Source organism: Hymenobacter sp., assembly GCF_035709525.1.
Taxonomy (GTDB): Bacteria; Bacteroidota; Bacteroidia; order Cytophagales; family Hymenobacteraceae; genus Hymenobacter.
Map to the genome: position 1 here is coordinate 13,336 of NZ_DASTEP010000067.1, position 18,919 is coordinate 32,254.

General features: G+C 64.1%; 17 protein-coding genes. 11 read left to right on the forward strand and 6 right to left on the reverse strand.

What is annotated here, in order from left to right:
- Positions 1 to 67 precede the first annotated feature (67 nt).
- The 5 genes from VFO93_RS06200 to VFO93_RS06220 all read right to left on the reverse strand — a co-directional run bounded on the left by VFO93_RS06200 (position 68) and on the right by VFO93_RS06220 (position 7,174).
- The gene (locus tag VFO93_RS06200) at positions 68 to 1,642 is read right to left on the reverse strand and encodes an efflux transporter outer membrane subunit (RefSeq protein ID WP_325133477.1); all 1,575 of its coding nucleotides are present in this window, start codon (positions 1,640 to 1,642) and stop codon (positions 68 to 70) included.
- 70 nt (positions 1,643 to 1,712) lie between these two features.
- Positions 1,713 to 5,015, reverse strand: a complete 3,303-nt coding sequence (locus VFO93_RS06205; protein ID WP_325133478.1) for an efflux RND transporter permease subunit — start codon at positions 5,013 to 5,015, stop codon at positions 1,713 to 1,715.
- Between the two features lie 12 nt (positions 5,016 to 5,027).
- The gene (locus VFO93_RS06210; protein ID WP_325133479.1) at positions 5,028 to 5,501 is read right to left on the reverse strand and encodes a DUF6896 domain-containing protein; all 474 of its coding nucleotides are present in this window, start codon (positions 5,499 to 5,501) and stop codon (positions 5,028 to 5,030) included.
- 14 nt (positions 5,502 to 5,515) lie between these two features.
- Positions 5,516 to 6,676: an efflux RND transporter periplasmic adaptor subunit gene (locus VFO93_RS06215; protein WP_325133480.1), complete on the reverse strand. Its 1,161-nt coding sequence runs from the start codon at positions 6,674 to 6,676 to the stop codon at positions 5,516 to 5,518.
- 267 nt (positions 6,677 to 6,943) lie between these two features.
- The gene (locus VFO93_RS06220; RefSeq protein ID WP_325133481.1) at positions 6,944 to 7,174 is read right to left on the reverse strand and encodes a hypothetical protein; all 231 of its coding nucleotides are present in this window, start codon (positions 7,172 to 7,174) and stop codon (positions 6,944 to 6,946) included.
- A gap of 183 nt (positions 7,175 to 7,357) precedes the next feature.
- Here VFO93_RS06220 and VFO93_RS06225 point away from each other — a divergent pair, with 183 nt between their 5' ends.
- The 8 genes from VFO93_RS06225 (at position 7,358) to VFO93_RS06260 (ending at position 12,938) form a co-directional block, all read left to right on the forward strand.
- A complete protein-coding gene (locus VFO93_RS06225; protein WP_325133482.1) occupies positions 7,358 to 7,807 on the forward strand; it encodes a hypothetical protein in 450 nt (149 codons plus the stop codon).
- 179 nt (positions 7,808 to 7,986) lie between these two features.
- Positions 7,987 to 8,547, forward strand: coding sequence for a carboxypeptidase-like regulatory domain-containing protein (locus tag VFO93_RS06230; RefSeq protein WP_325133483.1), 561 nt, complete (start codon positions 7,987 to 7,989; stop codon positions 8,545 to 8,547).
- A gap of 256 nt (positions 8,548 to 8,803) precedes the next feature.
- On the forward strand, positions 8,804 to 9,973 hold the full coding sequence (locus tag VFO93_RS06235) for a hypothetical protein (protein WP_325133484.1): 1,170 nt from the start codon (positions 8,804 to 8,806) through the stop codon (positions 9,971 to 9,973).
- Positions 9,912 to 10,496 (forward strand): hypothetical protein, encoded by a 585-nt coding sequence (locus tag VFO93_RS06240; RefSeq protein ID WP_325133485.1) that lies wholly within the window; start codon positions 9,912 to 9,914, stop codon positions 10,494 to 10,496. Before VFO93_RS06235 ends, VFO93_RS06240 begins: the two co-directional genes overlap by 62 nt.
- A 54-nt stretch (positions 10,497 to 10,550) precedes the next feature.
- Positions 10,551 to 11,465, forward strand: a complete 915-nt coding sequence (locus VFO93_RS06245; protein ID WP_325133486.1) for a T9SS type A sorting domain-containing protein — start codon at positions 10,551 to 10,553, stop codon at positions 11,463 to 11,465.
- Positions 11,466 to 12,108: 643 nt separating this feature from the next.
- Positions 12,109 to 12,372, forward strand: a complete 264-nt coding sequence (locus VFO93_RS06250; RefSeq protein ID WP_325133487.1) for a hypothetical protein — start codon at positions 12,109 to 12,111, stop codon at positions 12,370 to 12,372.
- A complete protein-coding gene (locus VFO93_RS06255; protein WP_325133488.1) occupies positions 12,369 to 12,590 on the forward strand; it encodes a hypothetical protein in 222 nt (73 codons plus the stop codon). Before VFO93_RS06250 ends, VFO93_RS06255 begins: the two co-directional genes overlap by 4 nt.
- Positions 12,591 to 12,695: 105 nt before the next feature.
- Positions 12,696 to 12,938 carry a T9SS type A sorting domain-containing protein gene (locus VFO93_RS06260; RefSeq protein WP_325133489.1) on the forward strand — a complete coding sequence of 81 codons (243 nt, stop codon included), beginning with the start codon at positions 12,696 to 12,698 and terminating at the stop codon, positions 12,936 to 12,938.
- 177 nt (positions 12,939 to 13,115) lie between these two features.
- Here VFO93_RS06260 and VFO93_RS06265 read toward each other — a convergent pair whose 3' ends face one another.
- Positions 13,116 to 14,627 (reverse strand): APC family permease, encoded by a 1,512-nt coding sequence (locus VFO93_RS06265; protein WP_325133490.1) that lies wholly within the window; start codon positions 14,625 to 14,627, stop codon positions 13,116 to 13,118.
- Positions 14,628 to 14,740: 113 nt separating this feature from the next.
- Between VFO93_RS06265 and VFO93_RS06270 the strand changes: the two genes are divergently transcribed.
- Genes VFO93_RS06270 through VFO93_RS06280 form a run of 3 tightly spaced genes read left to right on the forward strand, consistent with a single transcriptional unit; the run spans position 14,741 to position 18,887 of the window.
- Positions 14,741 to 15,487 carry a hypothetical protein gene (locus VFO93_RS06270; RefSeq protein WP_325133491.1) on the forward strand — a complete coding sequence of 249 codons (747 nt, stop codon included), beginning with the start codon at positions 14,741 to 14,743 and terminating at the stop codon, positions 15,485 to 15,487.
- 35 nt (positions 15,488 to 15,522) lie between these two features.
- Positions 15,523 to 16,068 carry a carboxypeptidase-like regulatory domain-containing protein gene (locus tag VFO93_RS06275; protein ID WP_325133492.1) on the forward strand — a complete coding sequence of 182 codons (546 nt, stop codon included), beginning with the start codon at positions 15,523 to 15,525 and terminating at the stop codon, positions 16,066 to 16,068.
- A gap of 26 nt (positions 16,069 to 16,094) precedes the next feature.
- Positions 16,095 to 18,887, forward strand: a complete 2,793-nt coding sequence (locus VFO93_RS06280) for a hypothetical protein (RefSeq protein WP_325133493.1) — start codon at positions 16,095 to 16,097, stop codon at positions 18,885 to 18,887.
- The last annotated feature ends 32 nt before the right edge of the window (positions 18,888 to 18,919 follow it).

Consider the following 18,919-nt stretch of genomic DNA (forward strand, 5'->3'; position numbering starts at 1 on the left):
GCGAGGCAGTTGCCTGGGTGTTTTGGAGCAGCTACTTACTAATAGGTGCCTAGGGCGGGCCCGATGGCTACTGCCAACCGCCGCCCAGCGCGTGGTATAAGTCCGTCACGGCCTGGCGCTGCTGTAGCTCGTCATTCACGCTATTGAGCTGGGCTTGCAGCAGGCTCTGCTGGGCTTGCAGCACCTCGGTATAGTTGGCGAAGCCGGCGCGCAGCAGCTCTTGGGTGTAATCGACCGACAGGTTGAGGGCGGCGAGCTGCTGGGCGCGAATGCGCTTTTTGTCGGCTGCGCTTTGGTAGGAAAACAGCGCGTTGCTCACCTCCTGGCCGGCCGTGAACATGGTTTGCTGGTAGGTGTAGAGGTATTCCTGTTGTAAAGCTTCGGAACGGCGCAGGCGGGCCCGGTTGAGGCCTTGGTTGAAAATGGGCTGCGCCAGCCCACCCACTACGCTGGCAAAGATGGCCGTGGGCGAGAACAGATTAGAAAGCGTGGTACTGGTGAGGCCGCCGTTGGCCGTGATGGTAAACGAGGGGTAGAAATACGTGCGCGCCGCGTTGGTAAACTCAAAGTTCGACGCAAAGGCGTACTCGGCCTGCTGCACGTCGGGGCGATTGCGCAAGAGCTGGCCTGGCACGCCCGTGAGCAGCTCGGGCGGCGCGTCCTGGCCCGCCAGGGTGCCGCGTGCGATGGGGCCGGGCGTGCGACCTAGGAGGGTTGCCAGCAGGTTTTCGGCCTCCCGAATATTGCGCTCCAGGTCTGGGATGGTGACCTCGGCGGCGTAGCGGTTGGCCTCGCTCTGCACCACGGCGGCCCCGGTTACCACGTCGCCTTCGAGCAGCAGCTTCATGGTTTCTACGTCCTGAATGCGGTTTTTGACCGTCTGACGGGTTATTTCGAGCTGTGCATCCAGCGCCAGCAGCGAGTAGTAATTGTCGGCAATGTCGGCGATGAGTTGCGTGAGCACTACGCGGCGGTACGCCTCGCTCTGCAGCACGCTGGCAGCGTAGGCTCGGCGGGTGCTGCGAAGCTTGCCCCACACATCGGCTTCCCAACTGCTGCTGAGGCCCAGCAGGTATTGGTGTGCTGCTCCGCCGGTTACTACCGTCGATTGGTCGGTGGTCGTGCTAGTACCCGTGCCGCCTACGCCCGTTCCGGTACCGCCCGTACCAGTTCCGGTACCCGTTCCGCCCGTGCCCGTGCCCGTACCCGTTCCACCCGTGCCGGTACCACCGGTGCCCGTTCCGCCCGTGCCCGTACCAATACCCCCAACCCCCGTGCCTGTGGTGCCGCCCACCGTAGTGGAGCCACCACCGATGCCGGTGCTCACAAACGCCCCGCCCGCGCGTGAAAGTGTGGTAGTGGCGCGCCCCGTCAGGCTAGGTAAAAAGGCCGCCCGGCTCTGGGCCAGCAGCGCCTGCGCCTGTGCAATGCGGGCATCGGCTACCTTTAGGTTGCGGTTGTTTTCGATGCCTTCGGCAATGAGTTTTTGCAGATTGGGGTCGGTAAAAAGCTGCTGCCAGGGCCGCTGGGCCAGGCTGGTAGTATCGGTAGGGGTGCGGTCGCGGTAGAGGCCGGTGGTGGCGGTATCAGGGCGGCCGTAGGGGCGCAGGATGCCGCAGCCGCTGCCAGCCAGCAGGAGCAAGGGTAGGAGTAGCCTAGGTAGCTTAGCGGTAGCCATCACACTGTTTTTGTTGCTTATACGGAGAGGCTGGTTACGCATGGTCGTTCGCTAGTTCTACTACCGGCTCGGCGCGGTGCTCTTTCGGCTCGTCGGCTGTCTTGGGGGCATCCTTCGGCCCGCCCTCCTCATTCTCTTTATCAATCTGTTCGCGCGTTTTGGGCGGGCCGCTGATGCGCTCCTGCAAGCCCGCAAACACCATGTACAGCACCGGGATGAAGAACACCCCGATGAGCGTGCCAAACAGCATCCCGCCCACCGCGCCCGTGCCGATGCTGCGGTTGCCCTGCGCGCCCGCGCCGCTGGCAAACAGCAGCGGTAGCAGCCCCGCCACGAAGGCCAGCGACGTCATCAAAATCGGCCGCAGTCGGGCTTTCGCACCTTCCAGTGCCGCCTCCGCGATGCTGAGCCCGTGCAGCCGCCGCAGCGTGGCAAACTCCACGATGAGAATGGCGTTTTTGGCCAGCAGCCCAATGAGCATAATGATGGAAATCTGCAAGTAGATGTTGCTGTCGATGCCCATCAGCTTGGCAAACAGGTAGGTGCCGCACAAGCCAATCGGGATGGACAGTAGCACCGCAAATGGCAGCAGGTAGCTCTCGTACTGCGCGCTAAGTAGCAGGTACACAAATATCAGCGAGAGCGCAAACACGTACAGCGCTTGCCCGCCCACCTTCTGTTCTTCGCGGCTGAGGCCCGAAAACTCGAAGCCGTAGCCCTGCGGCAGCTTCTGCGCGGCTACCTCCTGAATAGCGATGAGTGCCTGCCCCGAGCTGACACCCTCCTTGGGCGAGCCGTTCACCGAAATGGCCGTGAACAGGTTGAAGCGGTTCAAGCTTTCGGGGCCGTAGATGCGCGTGAGGGTCACAAACTCGGTGATGGGGGCCATCGTGCCGCTGGCGTTGCGCACGAATATTTTGCTCAGGCCCTCGGGGCTGGCGCGGTAGCTGGTGTCGGCCTGCACCATCACGCGGTACTGCTTGCCAAACTGGTTGAAGTTGGTCGAGTACAGCCCGCCGTAATACACTTGCATGGCGTTCAAGACATTGGCTTCGGTGAGGCCGGCTTCTTTCACCTTCGCCACGTTCACGGCCAGCTGATACTGCGGGAAGCCGGGGTTGAAGGCCGTGGTAGCGTACTGAATTTCGGGGCGCTGGTTGAGGGCGGCCAGGAAGTCCTGCGCCACCTGGAAAAACTCCTGAGTGCTGTGCCCGCCCCGGTCTTGCAACTGGAAGGTGAAGCCGCTCGTCTGCCCAAAGCCCGTGATGGTGGGCTGCGAAATACTACGGATTTCGGCCGCCCGGATGTGGCTCGTGAGCTGGGTTATCTTGTCGATAACCTGCGTGTTACTCATGTCGGGCCGCTTGCCCCACTCCTTGAGGCGCACGATAACCATGCCGTAGCTGCTGCCCGCGCCGGCCAGGAAGTTCTGGCCCGTAATGCGTAGCGTGCCCCGCACCGCCGGAATGGTGCGAATGAGGCTATCGACCTCCGTATTCACCGCCGTGGTGCGCTCCAGCGTCGAGGCCGGGGGCAAGCTCACGTTCACGAAAATGGTGCCCATGTCCTCGGCTGGCACGAAGCTGCTCGGCGTAGTCGACATCAGGAAATACAGTCCCGCGCCGAAGGCCGCCACGCCCGCCAGCGCCACTACTTTGTGAGCGCCGAGGAACTCAACGCCCTTGGTGTATTTGGCCACCAGGGCATCGTAGGCGGCATTGAAGGCAATGCTAAACCGCTGGCGAAAGGTTTTCTTCTCAGGCTTTTTAGTATCCTTATCATCATTCGGCCCTAGCTCGCCAGCCGAGCCTTCAGCCCCGGCGGGCTGCTCGTGGCCGTGGTCGGGCGGTAGCAGGAACAGGGCCGCCAGCGCCGGGCACAGGGTCAGCGCGTTCACGGCCGAAATCATAATGGCAATAGCCAGCGTGATGCCGAACTGCTTGTAAAATACGCCCGTCGAGCCTTCCAGAAAGGTAACGGGTAGGAATACCGCTGCCATCACCAGCGTAATGCTCACGATGGCCCCGCTTATCTCGCTCATGGCGTCGATGGCTGCCCGCCTAGGGGAGGAGTAGCCGTTTTCGAGCTTGGCGTGCACGGCCTCCACTACCACGATGGCGTCATCGACCACGATGCCGATAGCCAGTACCAAGGCAAAGAGGGTCAATATATTAATGGAATACCCGAAGACCTTCAAAAAGAAGAACGTACCGATAATCGACACCGGCACCGACACCCCGTGGATGATGGTGGAGCGGAAGTCTTGCAGGAAAATAAAAATCACCAAAAATACCAGCGCAAACGCCTCGATGAGCGTGTGAATCACCTTATCAATCGAGGCGTCGAGGAAGTCGTTGATGTTCACCAGCGGCACGTAGTGGATGCCGGCCGGGAAGGACTTGGCGGCCGTTTCCAGCACCTTCACCGAGTTTTCGATGACCTCGCGGGCGTTGGAGCCGGGCGTCTGGTTCACCGAAATACCCACCGAAGGCTTGCCAAACGTGGCGCTGTTGCTGCTGTAGTCCTGCGCACCCAACTCGATGCGCGCCACGTCTTTAAGCCGCAGCAGCTGGCCCTGGGCCGTGCCCTTGAGCACGATGTTGCCAAACTGCTCGGCCGACACCAGCTTGCCGGTGTACTTGATGACGTACTGAAAGCTCTGGTCAGAATTCTGCCCGAACGCGCCGGGCGCGGCCTCCACGTTCTGGTCGGCCAAGGCGGCCGTCACGTCGGACGGCGTGAGGCCGTAAATGGCCATTACATCAGGCTTGAGCCAGATGCGCATGGAATAATCGCGCGAGCCAAAGGCGTTGGACGCGCCTACGCCCGTGACGCGCCGAATTTGGGGCGTGATGTTAATCTGGGCGTAGTTCTGAAGAAAAGTTTGGTCGTAGGCCGGGTTGTCGCTGTAGAGTGCAAAAATCAAAAGGTTGCTGCTCTGCTGTTTACGCACCGTTACGCCGGCCAGGGTTACTTCCTGCGGCAGCAGGCTGGTAGCGCTGGCCACGCGGTTTTGCACGTCCACGGCCGCCTGGTCGGGGTCGCGGCCCACGTTAAAATACACCTGGATGGTGGCCGCGCCCGCGTTGGTAGCGGTCGAGGTCATGTAGGTCATGCCCTCCACGCCATTTATCTGCTCTTCTAGGGGCGTGAGCACGCTCTTGAGCACCACGTCGGCGTTGGCCCCCGCGTAGCTGGCCGACACCTGCACTGTGGGCGGCGAGATGTCAGGATACTGCGCAATGGGCAACGTGGTGAGGCCCAGCACCCCCAGCAGCACGAGGATAACCGAAATAACGGTGGAGAGCACCGGGCGCTCGATGAATATTTTTAGCATGAAATGGTTAGCTTACTCTAAGTAGAAGCTGAAGTATGTTTCGTGGATTCTCACCAATTTCTTATCCTTAAATAATTCTTCCAAAAGGCTCGCTAATAAATGCGAGTCGCATAGGGCGCTGGCTGGTTGTAGCGAGGATATGAACTGCTGTACCGGCCCAAAGCCGAGTACCGGCCTGGGGCCAAAAGCTGGTTGAGGGAAATACTCAAAATGGACAACCTCACCAATAGCCGCTTTTATGGTAATGCCAGTGCCGTGGACATGATAAGTGAACTCAAATGCTTCGCTATCATTGATAACATTTCCAGTTCTTGGTAATAGATTCAGCCGAACAGCTCGTGCTGGGCAACTGAAAGAATCCCAAGCTGCCAGTTCCGCCTTTTCGTCAAGCTTATTGACTTTTATCAAAGCAGTATTGAGTTCAAAACAACGAGATTGAAGTAACTCAATCCAGTTGATTAATTCCTCTTTTAAAGACTGTTCCACCCTAATTCTGCTCTTTATCCCGCCAATTCCGTCTTTGCCTTTTCTGGCGATACTACCTTGGGCTTCAGCTTGGTATTCTCCTTCAGCGTCGCTACACCTTCCAGCACCACTTTTTGCCCGGCTTTCAGGCCTTTATCTACCACAAACGACTGGCCGTCAGGCGTGGGCGTAGTCGTGACGGCCACGGCGTGGGCTGCCGTGTCCTGGCCCACCACATACACGAAACGCTTGCCTTGCAACTCGTAGGTAGCGCTTTGGGGCACGATGAGCACGTTCTCCTTGGGCTGGAAGGTGCGGACCGAGCCGCTGCTGCCGCTGCGCAAAAAGCCATTGGGGTTAGGAAACGTGGCCCGGAAGCTACTAGCTCCAGTTTCGGTATCAATCTGGCCAATAGCGGTTTTGACACGCCCCGGATATTTGTATACAGTACCATCGGCCAGCACCAGGCGCACGTCGGGCACCTTGGTTAGCTTCTCCTGCAAAGTGCGGCCGGGCCGGCGGCGGGTAAAGCTGAGCAACGCCTTTTCGCTGAGCGAGAAGTAGGCGTACACGTTGTTGACACTCGAAATGGTAGTGAGTGGGTCGGTAGAGGTGCTGCTCACGAGGCTACCAATCTTGTTGGGCAGCGAGCCGATGACGCCATCGAGCGGGCTCACGATGTCGGTGTAGCCCAAGTTAGTAAGGGCGTTGGCCAAGGTAGCTTTGGCCTGGGCCAGGGCAGCGAGCTTGGCGTCGAGGGTGTACTGCGCGCCTTCCAGCTCGTACTTGCTGATGATGCCGCGTGCTACTAGCGGGGCTACTTTATTCACGCCCATGCGGGCGGTGCTCACGTCGGCCTCGGCCGTGAGCACGCCGGCGCGGGCCGTGCGCACATCCTGCTCGTACTGCGGCGCCGAGATGTGAAACAGCCGCTGGCCCTTCTTTACATTGGCACCTTCATCCACGTAAATAGCTTCTACATAGCCATCTACTTTGGGGCGAATTTCGACATTCTGCTGGCCCTGCACCGTGGCGGGGTAGTCCTGGTAGAGCGTCACCGAGTCGGGGCGCACCACCAGCACGGGGTATTCTTTGATGGGCGGCGGCCCTTTTTTGGCTTCGTCTTTCTTTTTGCCGCAGGCGGCGACGCTGAGGGCCAGCAGCCCGGCCGCGAGGACTGGTAATCGGGTACGCATGGGGGCTGAAACGTAAAGAAGCCGCAGGAAGGTCGGGCCGGTGGGGAAGGAAAAGACCACGCCCCGTATTGTGCCGACAGAAGCCGCTATACGTTCAGGTGAATTGCAAGTTAAGCGCGGGGCTTAATACAAGATAAGCAGAGCCGTAGTGCTGGGTTGTTAGAAAGACAGGAGACGTTAGACATGAGACGTGAGAACTGCTCTACTTTGCTGAGTTCTCATGTCTCATGTCTCATGTCTAACGTCTCCTGTCTAAAATCTACGCTCTCAATGATGGTGATGGTGCCCGTGCGGCTTGGGCTTGCCAAAGAGGTTGACCAGCGCGCCGCCCACAAACAGCGCCGCCCAGCACAGGTAGAGCCAGCCGTAGCCCACCGGGCGCGGGTAGCCGATGAGGCGCATAATCAACTCGGCCCCGCCGCTCATGATGAGGCCCACGAAAGCAATAAACTGCCAGGAATTGAAGAGGGTAGGGCGGTAGAGCTTGCCAAAATTCATGAGAAGGCGCGGGAAAATAAAACGCAAAGAAACGGCCGCCAAGGCCGCGCCCGACCAACTTCGGGCCGGCCGGTGCGTACACCGGGTAGCTCCCGGCCGGGCCGCAGGCTGTGTACTAGCGCACGGCCCGCCCGGTTGCCGGGGCCTCCTCCCTCGTTTCTTTAACCCACTCCCACTCAGACTATGATACTCAGCGACGAGCTGTTCGGCAACGACAGCGACAACCAGGCCGACGGCCAGAAGCACGAGCCCGCCAACCAAAACCCCACCAACAGCGTGGGCCCCAAAAACGAGGAACTCGAAGCCCAGCGCGACTACCAGCGCGACCAGAGCAACAACAAAAACAGCGACGACGCCAGCGCCCACCGCAACGTGGGGGCCAACGGCTACACCCAGCGCAGCGACCAGAAAGACCAGCTGCAAAACCTGCACATCGGTGGTGGCGAAGGCGAGCCCCAGGGCGGCAACAACCACGACACGGCCGGCGAGCAGGCCCAAGGCCCTGGCTTTACCCAGGAAGGTAGCTACGAGCTTGACGAGCAAGGCGAAGGCATCCGGATGCACGAGCAGAAATTTGGCGAGGACGCGCCCGGCGACTCGGTGCAGCGCACCCAGGACGAGCGCCTCAAGTAGTTGATTGCTACCTGACTGCTTGCTATCAAGGCCGCGTTGCGTCTGCCGGGCAGACGCAACGCGGCCATTTGGGTAAATACAGGATTGGGTTGTAATTTGCAGCCATTAGTGGCCAGCGCTACCCATCAGCATGCGTAGCCTGACCTAGGGCCCGCTAGTCTAGTTGTAGAGTTGTAGAGATGAAAATACAGGCGCAAAAACTAGTTTGGGGGCTGCTGGCCGCCGGTCTGCTCGGGGCCGGTACTACCGCTGCGGCAGCGCACCCGCCGGTGCGCGTGCGTGCTTCTGTGGCTGGCGAGCGCCCGGCCCAGGTGCCCGGCCGCCGTGCGGCAGTGCGCCCGGCCCCCGGGCCGGTAGCCCTCGTTACGGCGCGGCTGCCCGGTGCCCGGCCCACCGCGCCGGCTCCCGAAGCCGCGCCCGCCCTGGCCATGAGCGCCGTAAACCGCCGCATTCAGGCCGGCCGCATCATCGACGAGGCCGGCCAGCCGCTGGTGGGTGCCACGGTGCTGCTCAAAGGCACTACCCGCGGCACCAGCACCGATGCCAACGGCGACTACGCGCTGCCCGTGCCGCTGGGCCTCAACACCTTCGTGGTGGCCCACACCGGCTACCAGGAAGAAGTGGCCCAGAGCCGCGATGGCCAGCCCCTGACCGTGACGCTGCTGCCCGTGCCGGGCCAGGCACACGCCACGCCCGAGCAGCCCGCGCCCAGGCAGCGCCTGCGCAAAGCGCCGCGCTAGCTGCTACTGCTCGTTTTGACTACGAAGAAAGCCGGTGCCGCGAGGTGCCGGCTTTCTTTTTTTGAAATTTTTGGTGGGGCACTAAGGGTAGGGGAGGGGGCGCGGTGTACTACCCCAAACGTTTGCGGAGCCGGCTGCTGGCCGGCGCGCCCGGCGGCAAAGGCTCGAGGCCGGCTGCGGGCAGTACCCGTTGGGGCTCGCCGCAAAGGTTTTGGCGTTGCTTTTTCACCATTCCCCACCCATTCCCTGCTCTTTTATGCGGAGAAAACTTTTACTCCTGGCGCTGGCCGCCCTGGGCCTGACCCAGGCGCACGCCCAAACTCCCGCAGTGCGCTCGATGCTCATCGACTTCGGCGTGAACGACGGCACCAACGGCAACATTACCACCAGCCCCGACGCCAACGGCAGCTACTGGAACAACGTGCTCAATAACACGGGCGTGGCCGATACCTTTCGGTTGGCAGACAAGCAAAACGCAGCCACCGGCGTGAAGGTGAAAGTCGGCCCCAACTTCCTCACCAACGGCATTGCCACCGGCGGCTTGCTGGCCCCGAGCGCGGCGCTGCTGGGCGAGTACGCCGTGGCCACGGCCACGCAGGACTACTTTTTTGTGCAGGGCACGGGCAGCACCAGCACGGCCACGCTGCGCTTTAGCGGCCTGAGCGCCAGCCAGCGCTACGTGTTTCACGTGTTTGGCTCGCGCCAGACCACGGCCGAGACGCGCACCTCGCAGTACAAATTCACGGGGGCCAACGTGAGCACCATTACCCAGACCACCACTGGCACCGGCGTGGGGGCCAACGGCTACCCCGGCAACAACAACACCATCACCAAATCGGACACCATCACGGCCGACGCGGCAGGCGGCATTACGCTGGAATTGAGCAAGGTAGCGGGCATGTACGCCTACCTCAATCTGATGCGGATGGACATTGTGCCGGGCCGCACCACTACCGCGCCGCCCGTTTATTACACCTTCCAAAACCCGGGCTTCGAGCTGGGCAGTCTGGCGTATTGGGCTACCGTGGGCGGCAGCGCCGGGGGCGCTACGGTGGGGCAGACCGCGAAGCACGGCGGCTCGTTTGCGGCTAGGCTCACGGGCAGCAACAGCCTGAGCCTGACGCAGCAAATCAGCTACCAGGCCGCCGGCGGCGTGGGCACCTACCGCCTCAACGGCTGGTTTCTCAACGCCTCGGCCAGCGCCCTGAGTGGCGCGCAGGCGGCGCACCTGGAGCTGCTTTTCTACAGCTCGACCAATGCCCTGCTCGGGCGCTTTTTGTCGGATTCGGTGCGGGCCAGCACGCCCACCGATACCTGGGTGCGGCTCTCGGCGGTGGGGGGCCATTCCGGCCGGCACGGCCTTCGTGAAGGCGGCGGCCGTGTGGCGCAACAGCGCCGCGACGGCCACGGGCAGCGTGTATTTTGATGATTTGGCGGTAGAGCCTTATGTGCCGATTAATGGCAACAAAATGACCTATATCGGCTCGTCGGTGCCCTTTGGGGTGGGCGCGACCAATAACTTCGGCTATACCTCCATCTACGCCGCGCTGCTGGCGGCGCGCGGCGCGGCCGGCCAGGGCGGCCCCTGGGTTACGGCCAATGTATGCGTGCCCGGCAATAACACCATCGATGTTACCAACCGCTTCGACAGCGACATCTTTCCGCAGAACGGCAAGTACGTATTCATCGGCTTGTCGCTGGGTAATGAGGGTATTCTTACTGGCGGGCAGGCTACGTTCAACCAGTTTCGGGATAACATGCTGGCCCTCATCCGGCACGCCCGCGCCAATGGGCTGGTGCCGGTGGTGGCCGGCAACTACGGCCGCAACGACTACACCAGCACCGAATACGGCTACGTGCGGCAGATAAACGCCCTGCTCAGCGGCTGGGCCGTGCCCACCGTGAACCTGCTCGGGGCCGTGGACGACCTCAGCGGCAACGGCCGCTAAACCCCCGGCTACTGGTACGACGCCCTGCACCCCAACGACCGCGGCCACGCCGAAATGGCCCACGCCCTCGTGCCTTCGCTGCTCGACGCCCTGGCCGCCGCCCGGCCCCAGCCCAAGCGCCGCGCCAGCGCGGGCATCGTGCTGCGCAACGCGGCCACCGCGCCCGCGCCCACCGTGCGCCTGGTGCCCGAAGACGTGGCGCACGCCTTCACCACCACGCTGCGCTTCCGCACCAGCGGCCCCGGCCGGCTGGTGGAGGCGCGCGATAGCGCGGGCCTAGCGGCGGGCACCATTCAGGTGGCCGGCACGGGCAAATTGCTGTACACCTCGGCCAAGGGCCGCACCATCGCGGGCACCAAAACGGTGAGCGACAACCGCTGGCACAAGCTGGTGCTCACGCACTACTACGCCCGCGGCCTCACGCGCCTCTACGTGGACAGCACGGCCGAAGGAACCGCCGCTGAGCGCCTGCGCCCCACCCGCCTCGACCTGGGCGGCAGCGCCGCGCCGGCCCGCGTGCAGCTGCGCGACTTCCTGTTTTACCGTGCGGGCATGAACGAGGGCGAGGTGCTAGCGATGGCCGCCGACTCGCTCCTCAAATCGAGCCTGGAGCTCTACGCCCCGCTCGACGGCAGCCGCGCCGTAGCCGCCGACTCGCTCACCAACCTGGCCCAGAGCCTCAACACCCTGAGCCGCCTAGCCACGCCGCTGGCCGCCCGCGAAAGCGCCCAGGCCGCCGCCATCGGCCTCTATCCGAACCCCAGCACTGGCCTGGTGCAGCTGCAAGCCCCGCGCAGCCTCGACGGCACCGTAGTGCAGCTGTTTGACCTGCTGGGCCGCGCCGTGCTCACGGCCCCCGTGCGCCAGGGCCGCCTCGACGTGGGCGCGCTGCCGGCCGGCGTGTACTCGCTGCAATTTGAGCTCGATGGCGAAACCGTGCGCAAGCGGTTGGTGCGAGCGGCGGATTAGTTATTCATACCTAGCCGCCCTGACGTGGGCGCCTCACGAGACCCCTGTGGGGCCGGCCCCCTCTCCGAAAAGGAGAGGGGGAGCCAGACGATTACTCAACGACTGCTTACGTCTGCTGACGGTCGGCTCCCCCTCTCCTTTTTGGAGAGGGGGCCGGCCCCACAGGGGTCTCGTGAGGCGCCCACGTCAGGGCGGCTAGGTATGAACAATTTCTCAGAAGCGTGTAAAACAAGATTGTCATTGCGAGCGCAGCGAAGCAATCGCACCCGAGCGGCGGTGCTTAATACCTTGTTCAGCAAGTTACTGCACATTGCCCGGCGCTTTAGCGCCGGGCAATGTGCAGGCTGCCCATTTTCCCGGGACTTTAGCCCCTATCGGTGCCAGAATGGGCTAAAGCCCCGTGAAGCATAGCGCTGCTAAATCCCGGCGCTAAAGCGCCGGGCAATACCCGCTTACATCATGAGATTGCCCGCGGCTTCCGGGTACCTCCCCACATAAAGCGCCGGGCACTACCCGCTTACTTCCTGAACAACATACTCAACAGGTGCGATTGCTTCGCGGCGCTCGCAAGGACAGCTGATTGGTGCTACCTCTGCTGCCGGCTGGCGGCGGGGCTTTTTATCCTTTTCCCACCCATTCAAGTATGAAGTATTTACTTCTTGCCCGACTGCCCTTGCTGGCCGTTGGGCTGGCCCTGGTGCCCGCCACGGCCTTCCGCCCCGCCCATTTGGCCCGCGTGCAGGCCAATGAAGTAGTGAGCGTGTGGCTCACTACCGGCGACCAGAGCAAGCTGCTGGCGCAGCAGGCCAGTATCAGCTTCGCGGCCTCGTCGCCCTCGGCAGTACGACCATTACCATTGACGACGCCACTACCTACCAGACCATTGATGGGTTTGGGGCGTCGATGACGGGCTCGGCGGCCTATGTGCTCAATCAGAAAATGAGCGCCAGCCAGCGCGATGCCCTGCTCAACGACCTGTTTACGAGTGGGGGCATCCGGCTCAGCTTTTTGCGGTACAGCATGGGCGCGTCGGACTTTTCGGCCTACGGCAACTATATCAACAAAAACAGCGGCAAAGCCCTCGACACCCCCAACGCCAACGAGGACGCCAACCTGCAACAATAGGACTGGACCGGCGCCGACAACCAGCGCTGGTGGCTCTCGGACCAGGGCGCCGCACGCACCGCGCTGGCCACCACCAGCACTACCGCCCCCGAAACCCGCCTGCGCGTGTACCCCGTGCCCGTGGCCCAGGAGCTAGCCTTCGACTACGTGGCCGACGCGGCCGAAACCATCCAGGTGCAGCTGCTCGACGCCCTGGGCCGCCCGGCCCTGAGCGCGCCCGCCGTGGCCGCGCACGCGGGCACCACGCACATCAGCCTCGGTGCGGCGTCGGTAGCGCCGGGGGCCTACGTGCTGCGTGTGATTACCCGTAGTGGGGCGCTGACGCAGCGCGTGACGGTGGTGCGGTAAGAGCGCGCGAACCTCACCCCCCGGCCCCCTCTCCAAAAAAGAGGGGGAGCCGACCGCAGGCGAAGGTGTTTTGAAACAACAAGGGCTTTCAGCATCGCTGAAAGCCCTTGTTGTTTATTCGTAATAATTATCGTCAGGCTCCCCCTCTTTTTTGGAGAGGGGGCCGGGGGGTGAGGTTCACGCGCCCATTTTCCGCCCAAACAAAAAGTACACCGGCAGCCCCAGCGCCACCAGCCCCAGGCCGTAGCGCGAGTACTCGGCCGTGTCGGGCGCGATGAGCAGGATAACGCAGAAGGCCGAGGCCAGCGCCACGTAGATGCCCGGCAGCACCGGGTAGCCCCAGGCGCGGTAGGGGCGGTGGGCATCGGGCCGGGTGCGGCGCAGCACGAAAATGCCGATTATCGTGATGAGGTAGAACAGGATAACCGAAAACATGACGTAATTGAGCAGCTGGCCATAGCTGCCGCTGAGGCACAAAAGACTGGCCCATAGGCACTGCACCCACAGGGCGCGGCCGGGCACGCCAGCCCGGTTGAGGGTAGCCAGCGAGGGGAAAAACAGCCCGTCTTTGGCCATGGCGAAGTAGGCGCGCGCGCCGCTCAAAATGATGCCGTTATTAGCCCCGAAGGTGCTGAGCATGATAAGCACGGCCAGCACGTAGGCCCCAGCCTGGCCCATTACCGACTCAGCCACGGCGGTGGCTACGCGGTCGTCGGTGGCGTACTGGATGCCGCGGCCGGCCAGCGTGGTGGCCTCGGGCGAGCCCTTGAGGGGCAGCACCAGCAGGTACACCACGTTTATCAAAATATAAAGCGTGGTGACGATGGCCGTGCCCAGGGCCATGCTGCGTACCAGCGTGCGCTCGGGGTTCTGGATTTCCTCGCCCGCGAAGCCGATGTTGTTCCACGAGTCGGACGAGAACAGCGAGCCCGTCATGGCCATGCCGATGGCGATGACCAGGCTACCCGCCCCGAGGGGCAGCACGCCGCCCGCCGCGCCCGGCGCGGGCGAGCGCGTGGCCGTCCACAGGTCGTGGAAATTGGCCTGCACGGCTTCGGCATTCAGCCCCAGAAACAGGCCGAATAAGATGAGCAGCGCCAGCGCCACGAGCTTGGTCGAGCCCAGCACATTCTGGATGAGCTTGCCAGCCTTCACGCCCCGCGCATTCACCGCCGTGATGGCCACGATGAGAATAATGGCCAGCAGCTGCACCGAGCTGAACGGGAAAACGGTTGTGTGCCAGCCCGGAAGCGTGATGGAAAACAGCACATTGTTAACCGAAAACCACGGCCAGATAACACCCGTGAACTTGGCAAACGCCACGGCCACGGCCGCAATGACGCCGGTCTGAATCACGAGAAACAGCGTCCAGCCGTACAAAAACGCTACCAACCGGCCGAAGGCCTCGCGCAAATACACGTACTGCCCGCCCACCTTGGGAAACATGGCGGCCAACTCGCCGTAGCTGATGGCCCCGGCCATGGTGATGAGGCCCGTAAGCAGCCACACCACCAGCAGCCAGCCCGCCGAGCCCACCTGCCGGCTAATGTCGGCCGAAACCAGGAAGATGCCCGAGCCTATCATGGAGCCGGTCACGAGCATCACGGCATCGAAGAGGGTGAGGGCGCGCTTGAAGTGGCCGGGCGAGTTATTGTCGGGAGTGGGGGGGGCGGGTAGGGGAGAAGCCATAGCAGCAGGATGATTTTCACCAAAGAAAAGGCCTGTTGTATAATGCAACCGTCGGCCAGTAATTTGGTCTCCCTGACCTGCACGCCGCTTAGCACGCTTCTTCTTCTTTTCCTATGACTTACCAACTACGCCTTCCCTTGCTGGCCGTCGTGCTGTTTTGCCTGACCTCAATGGCGGGCTGCCCCAACAAGGAACCCGCTGGGCAGTTCACGGTAGTGCAGGGGCAGGTAGTGAACATCCGCACGGGCCGGCCGCTACCGGGCGTGCTCGTGCTGCTGGCAGCCGACAACCGGGGCACGAGCAGCTACAACCAGATAGAAGACAGCGTGCGAACGGATAAGCAAGGCAATTACGCGCTCAGCTTCACCAACAAGGCTACGTTTTACTACGCCGTCAGCTGCGAAGGCACGTTCAACTACCCGTTCTACCCGCCTTACCGGCTCGATTTTGCCGATACGACTTACCAGAAGCCACCTTTCACGGGCACGTTCACTACCAACCTGCGCACCATTGACCTGGCGCTGGGTAAAAAAAACCTGGTGAAGTTCCGGGCGTCGCCCAGGCGGGTATTTCGGGTGCGGGTTACTACCCGCGCTACTGGCTACAATCAGCTAGTGATTACGAATGACTTGCCGCCCCGGCCGGCCGATAATCAGCGTTTCACGGTCTTGCTTTACCAGGTGCCGCCGTTTTTTGCCAGCACCAGCCAGCAGTTTGCCCAAGTACCCGGCCCGCTGCCCGGCATTTCCTTCACCCGGCAGGCGGCCAGCGGTGCCCGGCAGGATACGCTCGTGCGGGTAGTACCCACTACTTCGGTCACGGCTGATACCGTAGAAGCCACGTTGCAGTTCGGCCGCTAGGCTGCGCCGCAGCCCTGCGGCCCTACTTTTGCCCCATGTCCCGCAAGCTTCTAGGTTTCCTGCCGTTGCTGCTGGCCCTGCTGGCGGCTTCCGTGCCTGGCCGCCCGGCTAGGTGCTCGCCTATGCGCCGCCTCGCCGCCGGGCACCCGGCCGCACCGCCCGATAGCGGGCGCTATACTACCGTGCGGGGCACCGTGCGGTTTGCCCAATCGGGCCGGCCGCTGGCGGGCGTGTTGCTGATTATTAATTCCTGCTCGTTCGGGTACTTCGGCGCCTGGGATTTTCGCTTCACCGGCGATTCGACGCGCACCGATGCGCAGGGCCGCTATGCGCTGCGTTTCAAAGTAGAAGAAGACCGGAGCCGGGGATACGCGATTCTGTTTGACCCGGCGATGGGTCGGCGCGGCAACGGAGCGAGCCGATATGTCTTTCACGATGCTGGCAGCCTTGCTTCGTCACAAGACCGGCCCGACCGGCGGCTGCTGGATTCAAACGAAGCCAATACAATAGATTTCAGGCCCGATTTTGCGCCCAGCTACAGCCCGCCCATCGACCTGCATTTGCCGAAGGTGGGCCACTAGCTGACTGCCCGCCCTACTTTTGCCCCATGTCCCGCAAGCTTCTGGCCCTGCTGGTGGCGGCGCTGCTCTTGCTTTCGCTGGCCACCTACGTGTATTACCGCCGCACGCTGGCCGCCGTGCCCGTCGATGCCTACGCCCTGGTGCCCGACGATGCCGTGCTGGTGCTGGCCACCCGCGACCACCCCGCCCTGGTGCGCCACTTGCAGGAGGCCGGCGTGTGGGACAACGTGAGCGGCGTGCGCTACTTCCAGCAGGTGGCCGGGCAGCTGGCCCTGGCCGACAGCCTCGAAGCGGGCGGCAGCAACCTGAGCGCCGCCGCCCGGCAGCGGCGCGGCCTGCTGGCCCTGCTGGGCCGCAAGCTGGTGCTGACCTCGCTGCACATCACGGGGCCGGGGCAGGTCGATGTGCTGTACCAGCTACCGCTGAACACCGTGCGCGAGTACCGCCAGAGCCGCAGCGTGCTCGACGCCCTGGGCCGCGACCCGCGCTACACCCTGAGCACCCGCGACTACGAAGGCTACGAGCTACAGGAGCTGACCCAGCGCGAGGGCGGCCGCCTCACGGTGCTCAACTACCGCAACCACTTGCTCATCAGCACCCACGCGCCGCTGGTGGAGGCCGTGGTGCAGCGCCTGCGCCTGCCGCCTGACGCGCCCACCGTGCGGACGGGCTTCGGGCAGACGGATTTGCTGCGCCTGCGCGACCTCGACGCCACGGTGCTCGTCAATTTTCGCCGCTTGCCCGCGCTGCTCGATGTGCTGTTCCGGCCCGGCACCCACGCCCAGCTCGACCAGGCGGCCGGGTTGGTGCGCGAGGGGCTGCTGGGCCTCAAAATCGCCCCCGGTCAGCTCACCCTCACCGGCTTTGCCAACCCCGAAACGGCCGCCAGCTCGTGGCACCAGCACCTACGCGGCCAGCCCGCCCAGCCCCTGCGCCCCCTGGCCGACGTGCTGAGCCTCCGCACCGCCCTGGTGCTGGCGGTGGCCGGGCCGCTGGCCGCACCCGCCGCCGCTAGCGTAGCTGCCGACTCGGCCAGCCAGTTGGGCCCGGCGCTCGACAGCCTGCGCACGGCGCTGGCCCCCGGCGCGGCGCTGGTGTACCTGGCCGCCCCGCGCCCCGGCGTGGCCCCGGCCCGGCTGGTGCTGGCGCGCTGCCCCCGGACAGCGCGGGCTGCCCTTTGGCTGGCGCGGCTGCGCCGGATGCAGGGCGTGGCCCCGTCGTTTGTGCGGGTAGGGGCGTTTAATGTGTACGGGGCGGGCTTCGCGGCCGAAGAATTAGCCCCGGCGCTGCTGCCCGCGCTGCCGGCCGGCGCAAGCGCCGCGCCGCTGTCGGCCGTGCTGGTGCGCGACTACCTGGTTTTAGGCGAAGCAGCCGATTTGCAAGCCTACCTCACCGACCTCACCGCCGGCCAAACCTGGAGCAGCTCAGCCGCGCAGGTGGCCTTGCTTCAGCAAACGCTGCCCCAAAGCCGTCTCACGGTGCTGGCCGATACCCGCCAGGGCTGGAACGCCCTACTCGGCTACCTGGCCGAAGACCGCCGCGCCGGCCTGCTCCGCAACGAAAGCCTGCTCCAGTATTTCCCCCAGATAACCTGGCAGCTCGCGCCCCCCGAAAACCCCGCCGACGAGGCCGCCCCCGGCAGCCAGTACTACGCCCAGCTGCTGCTGCGCCGCCCCGGCCAGGCCGCTGCGGCTGCTACCGCCGAGGGCAGCGGCAGCCTGCGCTTCCGCACGGCCCTGGTGGGGCAGCCACTGCTGCTGCCCGCCCGCCCCGACGACCCCGCGCCTGCCGTGGTGGCCGACTCGCTGGGCGTGCTGCGCCTGCTGAGCAGCCGCGACAACGCGGCCCTCTGGACCGATACCCTCCCCGGCCCCGTGGTAGCGGGCAGCGCGCCGCGCCTGGTGCGGGGCCGCCTGCTGCTGGCCACCGCCCACCGCCTGCACTGGCTCGGCCTCGCCGATGGCCGCCAGGCCCCGCGCTTCCCGCTCAATCTGCCCGACACGGCTACCATCGCGGCGGTGGCCACTGCGCCCGCGCCGCGCCCGGTGCCGCACCTGCTGGTGGCCAGCGCCAGCGGCGAGCTGCGCCTGCTCGATGCCAACGGCCGCCAGTATCCCGGCTGGCCCCGCCGCCTCGAAGCCCCGCTGGCCGGCCCGCCGCTGCTCCTCACCGTCAATGGCCGCGACGTAATAGTAGCCGCGCTGCAAAACGGCTACGTCTACGCCTTCACCCAAAGCGGCGAGCGCTACCCCGGCTTCCCCGTCAGCGCCGGGGCGCGGCTGAACGGGCCGCTCGTGGCGCAGCCCGCCGCCACGCTGGCCCGCAGCACGGTGCGCCTGATAAACCAGCACGGCGAGCTGCTGACCCTCACGCTCAGCGGCGACATCACCAACCGCCGCCGGGTGGCTACCTGGAGCCGCACCGCCACCTTCAGCCTGGTGCCCGAGGCCGAGGGCCGGGCGGGCTCGTTCGTAGTTCTGCGCGAAGATGGCGGCCGGGTCGATATATTCGGGGCCAGCACTACGGGCGGCGCGCCGCTCCTGAGCCGGCAATTGCTTACCAGCGGCTTCAAGCCGGTGCAGTGGTTCGACTTTGGGGGCGGCCGCCAGGTGCTGGCCCTCACCGAGCCCGGCCCGGCCCAGGTGATGCTGTTCGACGGGCAGGGCCGGCCGCTGGGTGGCACCGCCGCCGCGCCGGCCGCCCCCTGGCCCAGCACCGGCACCGGCGTGGCGTTGCGCCTCGATGCCGCCCGCCGCCGCTACCTGCTGCTACGCATATTGGGCCACGAGCTGCGCCGCGACGAGCTGGCTGTGCCGTAAGGGCAGTCGCCTGTGGGGCAAGCAACGAATGC